At 65.6% G+C, this 12,897-nt stretch carries 10 protein-coding genes and 1 pseudogene; 8 read left to right on the top strand and 3 right to left on the bottom strand.

Translation table 11 applies throughout. The features are described from left to right. Window positions 1-10: 10 nt before the first annotated feature. Entirely contained in the window at window positions 11-1,525 is a 1,515-nt protein-coding gene (locus ACIPYW_RS06215) for a sialate:H+ symport family MFS transporter (RefSeq protein ID WP_400411797.1), read from the bottom strand. Window positions 1,526-1,669: 144 nt separating this feature from the next. Between ACIPYW_RS06215 and ACIPYW_RS06210 the strand changes: the two genes are divergently transcribed. The 5 genes and pseudogenes from ACIPYW_RS06210 (at window position 1,670) to ACIPYW_RS06190 (ending at window position 5,743) form a co-directional block, all read left to right on the top strand. Then, window positions 1,670-2,362, top strand: coding sequence for a FadR/GntR family transcriptional regulator (locus ACIPYW_RS06210; protein WP_400411795.1), 693 nt, complete (start codon window positions 1,670-1,672; stop codon window positions 2,360-2,362). A gap of 488 nt (window positions 2,363-2,850) precedes the next feature. Then, complete coding sequence (locus ACIPYW_RS06205; RefSeq protein WP_400411793.1) at window positions 2,851-4,200, top strand: NtaA/DmoA family FMN-dependent monooxygenase; 1,350 nt, start codon at window positions 2,851-2,853, stop codon at window positions 4,198-4,200. 185 nt (window positions 4,201-4,385) lie between these two features. After that, window positions 4,386-5,156 (top strand): SDR family NAD(P)-dependent oxidoreductase, encoded by a 771-nt coding sequence (locus tag ACIPYW_RS06200; protein ID WP_400411791.1) that lies wholly within the window; start codon window positions 4,386-4,388, stop codon window positions 5,154-5,156. A 2-nt stretch (window positions 5,157-5,158) separates the two neighbouring features. Further along, window positions 5,159-5,332: pseudogene (locus ACIPYW_RS06195) on the top strand (helix-turn-helix domain-containing protein); the annotation flags it as partial. Further along, window positions 5,333-5,743 carry a TetR-like C-terminal domain-containing protein gene (locus tag ACIPYW_RS06190; RefSeq protein WP_400412526.1) on the top strand — a complete coding sequence of 137 codons (411 nt, stop codon included), beginning with the start codon at window positions 5,333-5,335 and terminating at the stop codon, window positions 5,741-5,743. Between the two features lie 73 nt (window positions 5,744-5,816). Here the strand turns inward: ACIPYW_RS06190 and ACIPYW_RS06185 are convergent, their stop codons facing one another. Continuing rightward, window positions 5,817-6,878, bottom strand: coding sequence for a Swt1 family HEPN domain-containing protein (locus ACIPYW_RS06185; protein WP_400411790.1), 1,062 nt, complete (start codon window positions 6,876-6,878; stop codon window positions 5,817-5,819). A 123-nt stretch (window positions 6,879-7,001) separates the two neighbouring features. Between ACIPYW_RS06185 and ACIPYW_RS06180 the strand changes: the two genes are divergently transcribed. From ACIPYW_RS06180 to ACIPYW_RS06170, 3 genes are all read left to right on the top strand, one after another. Then, complete coding sequence (locus ACIPYW_RS06180; RefSeq protein WP_400411787.1) at window positions 7,002-8,018, top strand: HIRAN domain-containing protein; 1,017 nt, start codon at window positions 7,002-7,004, stop codon at window positions 8,016-8,018. 143 nt (window positions 8,019-8,161) lie between these two features. Next, window positions 8,162-8,503: an Lsr2 family protein gene (locus ACIPYW_RS06175; protein WP_400411786.1), complete on the top strand. Its 342-nt coding sequence runs from the start codon at window positions 8,162-8,164 to the stop codon at window positions 8,501-8,503. 127 nt (window positions 8,504-8,630) lie between these two features. After that, window positions 8,631-10,994, top strand: a complete 2,364-nt coding sequence (locus tag ACIPYW_RS06170) for a hypothetical protein (protein ID WP_400411784.1) — start codon at window positions 8,631-8,633, stop codon at window positions 10,992-10,994. A gap of 885 nt (window positions 10,995-11,879) precedes the next feature. Here ACIPYW_RS06170 and ACIPYW_RS06165 read toward each other — a convergent pair. Further along, the gene (locus ACIPYW_RS06165) at window positions 11,880-12,896 is read right to left on the bottom strand and encodes a hypothetical protein (RefSeq protein ID WP_400411783.1); all 1,017 of its coding nucleotides are present in this window, start codon (window positions 12,894-12,896) and stop codon (window positions 11,880-11,882) included. Between the last annotated feature and the right edge of the window lies 1 nt (window position 12,897).

The raw sequence follows: 12,897 nt of genomic DNA, 5'->3' as shown, positions 1-12,897 counted from the left end.
GGTCGTGTCGCTACTGGGCAGCGGGTTCTCTCCGTGTGGACGGCTCGAGGACGGGGTCGCCGTCGAGTGACAGGCCACCGTCACGGGCGAAGTCGCCGCGCCAGCTCGCATCGGGGTGGATCCACTTCTGGACCCGTGCGGGGAGGTTGACCGCCATGAACAGGATCACGACCGCGGTGAGCGAGAAGGAGATCACCGCCAGCGCGGTGCCGAGCGACGCGAACGTCCCGGCGAGCGCGGCCCCCAGGATGGGGGCGACGGCACCGCCGAGGGCACCGACGTTGTAGGTGAAGCCGAGACCAGCGGCCCGTTGCTCGGTGGGGAAGAACCCACCGATCCACTTCGGGAGCAGGCCGGCGATCCCCTGCCCGAAGGTCTGCTGCACGAAGAGGAACACCCCGAGCAGCAGCAGCGAGGAACCCCCGACGGCGAACATGGGGAAGATGAGGATCTCGGAAAGGACGAGGCTCGCGACGTAGGCCCAGCGCGTCCCGAGCCAGTCCCCGGTGAACCCCGCGACCCAGCACCCGACCGCAGCGCCGAACCCGGCGAAGGACACGGCGTTGCTGACGTGCGACGGGTCGTAGTGCAACTCGGTACTGAGGTAGGTCGGCAGCAGCGCCTGGATCGGCCATGAGTACAGGAACGCCGCGAAGATGGTCACCGTCACGGCGAGGACCGCCGGCCAGCGTCGTTTCGAGAACTGCACGATGTAGGAGACGAAGACGGCGCCGACGACGACGGCACCGATCGCGACGGCGACGCCGTTCGGCATGAGTTGCCCGAAGATCATGGCGAGTACACCGATGGCGATCACCGCGGTGATGATGTTGACGACGCGGTACTTCCCGGCGAACAGGACCCCGAACACGTTCGGGGCAGCAGCGGCCCCGCCGCCACGTGCGTTCCGGGCCTCGGCCCAGTCCTTCGACTCGGGGAGCGCACGTCGGAGCCACAGGGTGATGGCGACGGGGACCAGACCGAGTGCGAACATGGCTCGCCACCCGAAGGCGGGCACGACGAACTGGTAGACCTGCGCGGCGATGACGGTGCCGATCGAGTAGCCGGAGATGAGGAACCCGCTGGCCTTGTTGCGCAGGTGCTTCGGCCACGACTCGATGACGTAGGTGGAGCTCGACCCGTACTCACCCGCCATGCCCATACCGATCGCGAGACGTGCCGCGAACAGGACCCAGTAGGACGGAGCGACCGCGCACACCGCTGATCCGAGCGAGAACAGGATGATGCTCGAGATCATGGCGGTCTTCCGACCGAAACGGTCCCCGAGGGCCCCGAGTGCGAGCCCGCCGAACCACCGGCTGATGAACGCCGCGGAGATGAGCGAGGCGCTCTGCACGACGCTGAGGTCGAACGTCTTCGCGATGTCGGTCAGCACGAGCGTGATGATCACGAAGTCGAAGCCGTCGAGGAGGTACCCGAGCCAGGAGGCGAGGAACTGGTGCCACTGGCTGCGGGAGACCTCTCGGTACCAGGGAGCACGTCGGGCGGGAGGAGCAGTCGTCATTGGTTGCTTCCGATCGGGGTGGTACGCCCTGGTAGGACGTTGGACGTTGGACGTTGGCTCACAAGCTAACATGGGGTCCCGAGGGGCGCAACGGCGTCCGGAGGAGTGTGAGCAGGAGTGGTCCCTCGGAGCGAGCGGCAGCCGGTGGCGCAGCAGATCGTCGAGATCATCAGGGAGCTCCGGCTCACCTCAGGGGACAGCATGCCGACCGAGCTCGAACTCATCGAGCGCCTGAACGTCTCGCGGAACACGGTGCGTGAGGCGATCCGCGAGCTCCGTGCTTGGGGCATCGTGGACATCCGTCACGGTCACGGCACCTTCGTCGCATCTCCCTCGCTCCAGGCGCTGGCGCCGTCACTCGTGTTCCGAACCCTCGTCGCGGGGCCGAGCGGGCTCGATGCGCTCGAGAACCTCGCGAAGGTGCGGGAGATGCTCGAGACGAGTGCGATCGCGGAGCTCGCGGGCAGGATCGGGTCGGACGATCTCGACCAGCTCCTCGACCTGAGCGAGCGGATCGGCCGTTCGGACGGCAGCGCGGAAGCAGACCGCGAGTTCCACCGGGTGCTGTACAGCCATCTCAGCAACCCGCTCGTCGGGCAGCTCGTCGACGTGTTCTGGGACGCGTACCACGACGCCCACGACCAACTCGCGGAGACGTCGCCCTACGGCTCGGGCTCGGTGGAAGCGCACCGTCGCATCGCCCTCGCCCTCTCGAACGGCAGCGCCGAGGAAGCTCAGGAAGCCATGCAGGTGCACTTCCAGGGCATCTACGAGCGCATCGAACTCGCCCGATCAGCCCAGGCAGGGGGCCGCACCCAGAAGCAGATCGCTTCCTGAGCCTGTCGCAGGGACGCCCGAAAGGCTCCTGTGGCGGAGGCAAGCAAATTTGCGTGACAGGCGAGTCCTTCGGTCTCTTCTGGGTCGTTTCGTCGTCTGGGGCTGTCCGCGTCGGTCGCTAGATTTGAGATCCACGCGGACGTACAGAAACTCGACTAGGCGCATGACCAGGGGTTTTGGTGGACATCACGGGATCTACCGGCAGGTCTAGTGATCGAAGCTCTTGAACTTCGCCCTCGGTGAGGTCCGGGGCGCGGGGTGACGGCATGGGACCAGGCCGACCGTGCGCTTCACGTGGCGCAACAGTCGTCGATTCGTCCTGCGCAGGTCCTAGCGTCACGTGTGGCGTTAACTGGGTGCGGGCCACGCGCGATGATGTCGAGGTCTCTCGCGCTGCGTCGCATCTGGCGCCGGTAGCTCCGGCTGCGTTTACCAACCCCAGCGATGGGGTGCGCCGCTGTCGACACAAGGAGAAGCGAGAGGTTCCGATGAGCGAAAAACGGCAAGTGCACTTGGCCGCACACTTCCCTGGCGTCAACAACGTCACGATTTGGAGCGACGATCGGGCGGAGAGCCAGATCGCGTTCTCATCGTTTGAGCGCTTCGCCCGGAGCGCCGAGCGCGGGCTGTTCGACTACCTGTTTCTCGCTGAGGGGCTGCGATTACGCGAGCGGAAGGGCGTCATCCACGACCTCGATGTTGTCGGCCGACCGCACACACTGGCTGTGCTGGCAGCGCTGGCGGGCGTAACCGAACACATCGGTCTCGTGGGGACCTTACAGACGACCTTCAACGAGCCAGTCGAACTCGCGAAGCAGCTCGCCACGCTCGATCACCTCACCGATGGCCGGGTTGGGTGGAACGTCGTCACGAGTTCTGACGCGTTTCACGGAGCGAACTTCCGACGCGGAGGGTTCCTCGATCACGCCGACAGGTACACGCGTGCAGCCGAGTTCGTCGAAGTCGCGCAGCAGCTGTGGCAGTCCTGGGACGCAGACGCCGTCGTCGCCGACCCGGCTCGTGGCATCTTCGCAGAGCGCTCGCACATTCGCGACATCGAGCACCATGGCACGCACTTCAACGTCGTCGGCACCTTCCCAGTGCCGGCGAGCCCGCAAGGGCACCCCGTAATCGTGCAGGCGGGCGAGTCGGAGGACGGCCGGGAGTTCGCCGCCGCGCACGCCGAGGTCATCTTCTCCTTGTACGCCGAGTTTGATGCTGCGAAGCAGTTCTACGACGACATCACCCGACGGCTTCACCGCCGGGGGCGCTCGAAGGATGAGTTGCTGATCCTGCCTGCCTCGACGTTCGTCCTGGGCGATTCGGACGAGGAGGCGAACGAAAACGCTCGATCCGTGCGGCGTGCGCAGGTCAGCCCAGCGACCGCGATCGCGTTCCTCGAGGACGTCTGGAACCGAGACTTGTCTGGCTACGACGTCGACGGCCCACTCCCGACTATCGACCCGGACTACGACGCCCCCGACCTCCTGCGCGGCAAAGCACGGCACACCCGTGACGTCCCGGCGTTGGTGCAGTCCTGGCGGGACCTTGCCGCCGCGGAGCGCTTATCCATCCGGGACCTCGTGATCCGCGTCTCGACTCGGGGTGGCTTCGTCGGAACACCGCAGCACATCGCGACCGAAATCGATCGGTACGTGCAAGAGCGCGCAGTCGACGGGTTCGTCGTGGTCCCCCACACAAACCCTTACGGTCTCGACGAGTTCGTGGACCGCGTCGTCCCACTCCTCCAGGAGCGCGGCATCTACCGGGACAGCTACACCGATCAAGCGACCCTACGTGAAACGCTCGGCCTTCCTCGACCTCGAACCCTGCGGTAACTGCCGTCGCGCCACGGGCCGCCCAAGATGGCGTCGAGCGAGGCTGCGGCGGCCAGTACTCCGTCGAGCGGGTCCGGGCCAACCGATTGGCTGACTGTCCGACTACGTCGACAGTTCACGGCTAGTCATAGGACGGCTTCGCGCGGTAGTGTTACGTTACTCGGTAACGCAATTGGAGGAGTGTCATGTCGGACCAGTTGGCGGGCAAGGTCGCGATCGTCACGGGAGCGCGTCGTGGGATCGGTCGAGCTGAGGCGCTCACGCTCGCTCGAGCAGGTGCAAACGTTGTGATCTCCGATGTCTTTGATGACGACGAGCTTCGGGCCGTCGCCGAGGAGATCGCCGCAGCAGGAAGCGAAGCTCTCGCCTTGCGGTGTGACGTGACCAAGAAGGACGACATCGACGTGCTCGTGCAGCACACCGTCGCGCGCTTCGGCCGGATCGACATCCTCGTCAACAACGCCCAGACGGGGTTGACACCGGTTCCGTGGGAGGACCTGACCGACGAACTCGTGACGCAGTCGTTCGAGTCCGGCCCGCTGGCCTCGTACCGGCTGATGCAGGCCGTGTTCCCGCTCATGAAGCAGCAGCGGTGGGGCCGCATCATCAATACCGCGTCTGGGGCGTCACGCGGAGGGGTTGAGAACTTCGGGCACTATGCCATGGCGAAGGGTGCGGTTGCGTCGTTGACCTACGCCGCCGCTACCGACTGGAGCCGGTACGGGATCACGGTGAACGTCATTTTCCCCGCCATCCTGACCTCGGCGCTGCAGTCCTACCTCGATGCAACGCCCGGCGCGAAAGAGGCGATGGAAGCCCGCATCCCAGTGCACTACATCGGCGATGCTGAGGCGGACCTCGGCCCGATCATCTTGTTCCTTGCCAGCGACGCCTCCGCGTACCTCACTGGGCATCCGTTCTTCATCGACGGCGGCGCCGCCAACGCTCCTCGCTGATCGTGGTATCACCAGGCCGGCCCGCGGACCCGCTCCTGCGGCAGAAACTTCTGACGGCCGCAGCAGCCCTGCTCCAGGCGGAGGGGTACGACGGCTTTTCGTTGCAGGACGTCGCCACGCGAGCGGGCAGCAGCCGGCAGACGATCTTCCGTATCTGGGGTTCCAAGGCAGTCCTCGTGGCCGAGGCAGTCCTGGACGGCGCGTGGCCGGTGACCGCACCCGTGATGGGCACCACCGGGTCACTTCGCGAAGACTTGACCGCCTGGTGGTACACGACAGCCGAAGCGAGCCTTCGGGCCGACACCCGCCCCATCGTGCGCGCGCTGATCGCGGCGGTGACCGAGCACCCGCAAGCGCTGGCCGCGTTCGACGCGCTCCTCACCCACCCCACCCGGGAAGTTCTGCAACGCCGCATCGCCCAAGCCGTCCGTGACGGTGATTGTTCCGCGGACGTCGATTCGACTGCTTTCGCCGACCTCGTCATCGGCGACTTGACCCTCCTCACTCTGGGTTCGGTCGAGCTTTCGCGCGCTCGCGTCGAACAAACCGTTCAGATCGTTCTCGGCCCCCCGGAGTCAACGTCCTAGACGAACGCGGAACGGCCCTGCTCGTGAGTGCACGCCGCGAGGGCCCAGCTCAGCCATGCTGGTCTGGGCTGCTTCAGACACGGTTGGGTGGGAGGTGGACCGACGCGCCTGCCATGAAGTTGCTGATTGGGAGGGTGTCCGAAGCAACGATGTTCCAGCCAGTGGCAACGTGCACACGGAAGTCGAGGTGCTTGTACAACTCCTCGAGCCGCGACCACTCGTCCGGGCTGTTCCGCGCATTGCTCACTTGAAGCACCGTTTCGAAGGTCCTTCCAATCGCGTCGGAGACGGCGGCACCGTCGTCTGCTCCGGAGAACGTCACACTGACCGAGGTGGCGTAGTCCACATCGATTGCTACCACGTGCTTGACGAGGTCTTGCGCGTGAAGCTCTCGCCACAGCCGGGCGACGTCGATGGAGCGCCCGCCGGTATTGAAGCTGACGTGGCAGAGGATCCCGGGCCCGTAGACGAACGGTGTGACGGCCCATGGTCGGGCACTGAAGGAGATCTGCAGCTCCGTGTCGTAGCGACGCTGCGCATGATCGAGTAGACGTAAGGCGATGCTGTGGTTGCGGCGGATCCACCCATCGGTCACTGCGTCGCTTCCATCGGCGGGTGGCCGCCATCGGGTGTTGTAGTCGGACATGGCGATGAACGCGCCGGTTTCGAGGTCTCGGAGCGTCTGTTCGATCCGGCTCAGGTCGTCACGGTTGGGGCGCCGGATGTGCCCGATGCGGTGGCGGATCTGGAGTAGCTCCGCTTGCCGCCCCTCCCAGGCAGTGCGCTCAAACAGCGAGGGGGCGAACAGGTTCCAGTCGTCGTGGATGATGCGGACGAGTTGCGAGTAGTCGAGGTACGCCAGCGGGTTGTCGTTGTCGACGCCCGTCATGTGCGAGAAGGAAGCGTCGCGCTCTTCTCGTCGTTGTGCACGACGAACGGCGTCGGTCCATTCGATTCCGAACGCGGCACGAAGCTCCATATAGATCAGGTCCCGCACCCAGCTTTCGAGCTGCCACCATCGGGCATACATCGCGATCGACTGCTGCGGTGTACCCAGAGCGTGCGCGGCAACGATCGCGTCTCCCGCCGTTCCGTGGAGAACGGACGGGACACTTACTTCGTTGGCGGAGTCCATGTGAATCACAATCGGCCGCGCCGCACAGGCCGTTACTGACAAGGAGCCGTGGCAGTGACTAGTTCCTGAGCGATTTTCGCCCAGGGACTGATGTGACTAGCCATCCCTCACTATGTTGTGTCTGTGAGCACGTCGACCTACGCAGTCCCGAACGCGACCTGGCCGAACTACGAAATAGCCGGTGAAGCCCAGTACGAGGACGCGATCCGTCCGCTGCTTGGTCGTCTGACGAAGGATCAGGACCGGGAACTGCACACCGAAGCCACGTTGATCCCCGAACCGGACAACCCCTACGACGCGAACGCGGTTAGCGTCCGCATCAGCGGCGCGGTCGTCGGATACCTCACACGCGACGACGCGCGAGTGTTCGCGCCGGTGTTGCATCGGCTCGCTGCGTCGGGCGTCACCGCCGTCGTGCCCGCGCGTGTGTGGGGTGTTGTCCGTGACAACTGGGAGGGCACCGGTACGCGCTTCCACGCGAACGTTCGCGTCGCGTTGCCGGACCCGCACCTCATCGTGCCGCTGAACGAGGGGCCGAAAGAGCCATATTCGATCCTGCCCTGGGGTTCTGGCTTACAGGTGACCGGTGAGGAGAAGCACTTCGATGTGCTCGCGCCGTTCGCCGGGCGTGCCGATCGATCGTTGCTCCTCGTCACGCTCCATCGAGGTAGCGAGGAAAAGGTCCGCGGTGGTCAGCGGGAGTTCATTGAGGTGCGGGTGCGTGGGCAGCGTGTCGGGGAGATGAGCACGCAGTCATCACGGCACTACTTCGCGCTGGTCGACCACCACGCCGCGAGGGGTCTCACGGTAGCCGCATGGGCGCAGGTGAAGGGCTCTGCGCTTGCCGCTGAAGTTGTCCTGCAGGCGGCCAAAGCGAGCGAAGTCGACAATGCGTACCTTCAGGGCGCACCTGTCACCATGCCGCGCCTTGTTGAGTCCGCCGGCCGATACGACGTTCCGGCGGCGTACTCGGGTCCGGCGCCGCAACCGAAGCGAGAGCGCGCCACTCCTGATGCAGCACGATCGGCCGCCGCCAAGCCTGCCGCTGCGGCGGCGAAGTCGGGTTGCGCTCTCGTGGCCGTTGGCCTCCTCAGCGTGGGCGGCGGGTTCCTCACTGCCGTACACCACCTCCTGAGCTGACGGAGCCGCAGGATGCCGGTGGACGCGACCCCGTGACGCGGCGGCCAATCGACTCGTCGCCCTGCGGAAGTGCGCGCAGCGCCGAGTTATCAGACATGCCACAATGAACCACGCATCAACCATGAAGCGGAAGGCAGCAACAAATGGCGCAGCGAGTGACGACTCATCTTGTCGATGATCTGACCGGCGATGTCATCGAACCGGGTGATGGCCGCACGGTGTCGTTCTCATTCGATGGTGCAGAGTACGAGATTGACCTCACCGAGAAGAACGCCGAGTCGCTGCGAGAGGCGCTGTCGGACTACATCGCCTCCGGTCGAAAGGTCAGCCGCACCTCTCGCGCCCGTACCAGTACCGCAGCCAAGCGTGGCAATGCTGACGAGCTGGCGAGGATTCGCGAGTGGGCGAACAGTAATGGACACGAGGTGTCGTCTCGAGGTCGGATCAGTCAGACGGTGCGCGACGCGTACGACGCCGCCCACTAGTCGAGATCTCCCTCTCAATCAGCTCTTGCGTTGCCGACGACCGGGCTGTTGACCGCGGCCGCGGCTCAGCGTCGTCGGAGCCCGCGAAGCGATCCGCATGTTCCCGTCGTCTGAAGGGCGTCGCGCAGTGATGCTCGAGCACCGTGAGGTCACGACGTCGTATCGTCCCCCACGCGTTGCCGTCCTGATCTATTCCGGCTCTTCCTGGCGAGAGTGGGCGCGAGCGGCTCTCTCGGCGATTACGGGAATCTGGGGTGGCGAGGGCTTCGTGCTCGTGCCATACGCCGCCGACGGAGCCGTGTCACCGACGCTGCTGCGCCACCTTCGCCAGTACGACCCGGATTACCTCGCAGTTTTCGCCCCGGGACGAGCGATGTGGTCTGCGCTGTCGCCGGAAGCGCTCCACGACCCTCTGATCAATGGCGACGACCTACTCAATGGCGACGACGCGGATGGTGATGTCAGCGTCGACGACTCTGTCGCACCGAGCGCAGCAGCAGTCGCTGCGGGAACCCTCGCGGCGTATTGCTCGCTGCTGCGCGGGTACACCTTTGGGACACCGATCCCGCAGTATTTACGGCTTCGTGCCTTCGGTGAGCCGCTACCGTCGCAGCTCACGCCCCTGCGCGCCGAGCGACTGCCCGCAGCGCTCGTAGCCAGGAGCGACTGGGAGTCCGACGCGGCACTCTTCGCTGCGTTCATCACCGGCGCGCCGCACACCAGTCGAACGAATGAGGCGGAGCCGGAGCCGGAGCAGGCCGATCTCCTCCGGTGGCTTGTCTCACGCGATGCTGCCGATGCTCCAGAACCATTGACCTGGTTCGCGTTCATCGCGCTTTCGCTGCGGAGCCGCGACCTCGCACCGTGGTTCGAAACCGTCAACAACAGCCTCGGCTGGAACGACGACGACTACAACCCGCCCCTGGTAACCGCTGCATACGGCGACTCCGCAGCAGACTTCGCACTTGCCGTGCTCCTTGACCGACTCCACGGTCAAGCACTGTGGATCTCCGAGACGATGCTGAAGCAGCCCTCGGATCAGGCGGCCCTGACCGCGGCTCTCACCACTCGTATCGGGGCCGATCCGTTCGAGCGGCCCGCGTTCGTGGCGTCCGCCTCTGCGTCCGCGGGCGAGCTGCAGCAGGTGGTGGCGGGGCTGCGAACCAGTCTCCGTCAGGCCGGCCTTGACGACGCCGACGAACAGCTTCGAGCGACCGAACACCCCGTGCCTGCTCCGCAACGACGCCTCCTGATCGATGATCACGTCAGCCGGCGCACGACGTTCCCAATGCTTGTCGGGCAAGACGGAACGGCTGTGCTTGCGCACGAGCCCGACCTTCCGCTCCCAGCCGCTGCGGAGTCGCTCCTAACCGACAACGCACGACCCGGATGGTTCGTCGATGCGGCAGTGCACGACCGGCAGGTACCCGACGGCCGAGGAGTCAACGCGGAGCATCTGCACGCTCCCGACGCCACCACGTGGGCGAATTTGCGCGACAGCAAAGACGGCATCAGCTTCGACGCTGCCTTCACCGGGTACCTTCCCGCGGGGACCCTCCTGCAGCACCGCTTAGCGCGACCTCGCTTGCAGTTCCTCGGGCTGATGTCTTGGGTTCAGCAAGCGGCAGCGCGCAACACGATGACAGCAGGTCCGTCCCGTCCCGGCCAACTCAGCGACCTCATCGCCGCTCGCGTCGGAGGACGCGACGCGCTCCGAGACCTCGCGGGATCGCCGGCAGGGTCGATGCTCCACGCCTTCCAGTCAGCGGAGCCCTCCGGTGACGGCCGGGTGCGGTTACGACGCGACTCCAGGTTCGAATCGTTCCTGACCTTCAACGCGCTGCTACAGCACGGCGCCATCGACGATCCGACGTCGCTTCGCGAGCACCTCGACATCATGCTGGGCTGGAGACTGCTCACACGAGGCTTCATGCTCAACTGCGTCGACTGCGGCACCCTGCAATTCGCGTCCATCGACCGCGTCGGAGCACAGTTCACCTGCGACCGTTGCGACGCCGTAAACGCAGTCACCGCCGCCCGATGGCACCACTCCAGCGACGAACCCGCCTTCTACTACGACCTCCACCCCGCTTGGCGCACCGTTCTGAGCGACAGCGGCGACCTGCCCCTCCTGCTCGGCAACCGTCTGGCTCGCCTCGCCCGGAACTACAACGATCTGGCAGAGATCGAATTCACCGAGAAGGGCGCAGTCAAGCCATCGTTCGAGCTTGACCTGATCGCGCACCGTGACGGCGAACTGATCATCGGTGAGAGCAAGGAAAGTGATCTGGGAGGCGGTCAGTATCGCCAACAGCTGATCGGGAAACGACTCGACGCTGCTGAAGCCCTACAGGCCGACCGGATCGTCTTCGGCACGGCGTTGCGTGAATGGCCGCAACGAGACCAAGACGCCGTGCAGACGATGGCTACCGCTCGTCGGGTAGACATCCCGATCGACTTCGTCTCCGATCTCCGGCGAGGCCAAAGATGACGCACACCCCGGTTCGCTCTCAGCACGCTTCGCGTTCTCAGCGCTGACTGCCTTGTAGTTGGACGGCACGCCCCATCTGAGGGTCGCTCCCGCAACGTCACGGCGACTTGTCGAGCCGGAGATACCGCACGGCTCCAAGACCCGACCGAGAACGCAGCGTGGTCCATCCGGCCCTCGATGCAGAATCACCGCCTTGGGGACCCCGCGCTGGCAAACGGAAGCACGACGCGGGCGCCGGCTGGAATCGCAACGGTCCGTGCACGGCCCCCTCGCACTCGTCAGCGACGTTGAGCGGCACGGTGGCTGCTTCTCCCTGCGTTGATGCGGTGGGACCGCTGCGCGGAATGGACGGCGTTGATGTGAGCAAAACGTCAGCGTCCGATTGATCAGCGTGCCGTGGCTGAACAGCTGGGCCGGCGCCGAAGGAGGCGAACGTGAGAGGCCCGAACCGGAGGCGCACTCCCGGACCCAGGATGGTCACCGCGTCACCGAGCACGACCGTCTGCGGAAGACCGGGTGTGTCCTGTCGTCGAGCTGGACGTGCCGGCCATTCGCCTGCAGCGGGGGTGATCAGCAACGTTTGCTTGTTCGACGATGCCATCCAGCGAATCAGTCGACCTGCGCGTGACGTCGGGGAGGTGGGCAATCCGTTGCTGCCGAGTAGGAGGACGAAGCGCACCCGTGGCCGGCGGAAGCGAATGCGGGCAAGGAGCATCGCGAGCGCGTACGGGCCTCGGCGTACGTCGCCGACCAGTGCGACCTCGGACTCGTGTGGGTACCAGTGCAGTTTGAGCAGCGGTGGGAGCCGGCCGGAGCGGTCGACTTCCGCTACGAGGTAGCGGCTCAGGGTACGCATCCCTTCCGCAGCGTCCAGGCGTGAGGAAGTCATTGGGACGCAACCTCCTGGCGAACGATCGACGTCCTCAGACGAGACGCTCGATGCGAGCGGATCCGAGGAGAATTCCGGCGCATCGGCAGGAGGGTAGCGACCGGGTGATTGCCTCGCAGGAGGACGATCGGCACGCCGCGCTCCACCTGGCGGAGAAGCGAACGGGGATCGTCGAGATCGTCCGCTTGCGCGACCTCGGCACGATGGGAGCGCAAGGCATTGCCCGCTCCGCTCATCTGCGGCGCGGCGGTCCGTACGTCGTGACGTGTGGTCGATGCGGCCGGGACGGAGCTGGCGTTTGAAGAGCGCCGGCCGGGTGTGCTGATCCTGCGCCGTTTGACGTCGGGCCGAACGGGGTACTGGAAACCGTCGTGATGCGGCCAGCCTCCGACAGCCGCTACGAGGTAGCCCCAGGTCTGCGTTCCGTTCATCGCGTCGGAGCCTTGTTCCTCAACCAACGCTTGCAGGGTGGGCAGGTGAATGTAGTGCTGCCAGAGCGCGACTTGCAGTGCGTCTGCGACGTGTTCCAGGTCGCCATCGAACTGAAGCGCGTCCGCGATGACCCGTTCGATGGACGGCACTGGATACCCGCCGCGCCGGACGATCTCCGTCGGTGCGAGCGAGCCGGTCTCGTACTGAACGTCCGCGAAGCGACGATGCTGCGGTGTCGGCTGCTGGGAACAGATGACGGTGTCCTGCAACAGTCCGTTGAGCCCCCAGACCGCTGCGGCGCCGGCTCCACGGACCACCACTTGGTCGTCGCTGCGCCGGGCTGTGAGTGCCTGGTCTGGGCGTGTTGCGATGTACGCGGCGAGGGGCAAAATCGTCGGGGTCTGCGGATGGCTGGCATGCAGATAGACACCTGCCTCAAGGAGGGTGACCTCCCCAACGCGAGCGAGTCCGCGCAGGTGACGGCGACCGCTGTGAAGCGGTATGGGCAGCTGCTCGGCAGTCAGGAGACCGTGCTGCGATGCCGCCAGATCGAGGACGAAGGCACCGAGTTTCCGGGTCAAG

This window comes from Curtobacterium sp. NPDC089689 (genome assembly GCF_044749145.1).
Lineage (GTDB): Bacteria > Actinomycetota > Actinomycetes > Actinomycetales > Microbacteriaceae > Curtobacterium.
This window is presented reverse-complemented; position numbering and strand designations above follow the sequence as displayed.

Coding starts and splice junctions, on each gene's coding strand:
- ACIPYW_RS06175 (WP_400411786.1), top strand. CDS start 8,162: ATGGCGCAGCGAGTGACGACTCATCTTGTCGATGATCTGACCGGCGAT.
- ACIPYW_RS06205 (WP_400411793.1), top strand. CDS start 2,851: ATGAGCGAAAAACGGCAAGTGCACTTGGCCGCACACTTCCCTGGCGTC.
- ACIPYW_RS06185 (WP_400411790.1), bottom strand. CDS start 6,878: ATGGACTCCGCCAACGAAGTAAGTGTCCCGTCCGTTCTCCACGGAACG.
- ACIPYW_RS06200 (WP_400411791.1), top strand. CDS start 4,386: ATGTCGGACCAGTTGGCGGGCAAGGTCGCGATCGTCACGGGAGCGCGT.
- ACIPYW_RS06215 (WP_400411797.1), bottom strand. CDS start 1,525: ATGACGACTGCTCCTCCCGCCCGACGTGCTCCCTGGTACCGAGAGGTC.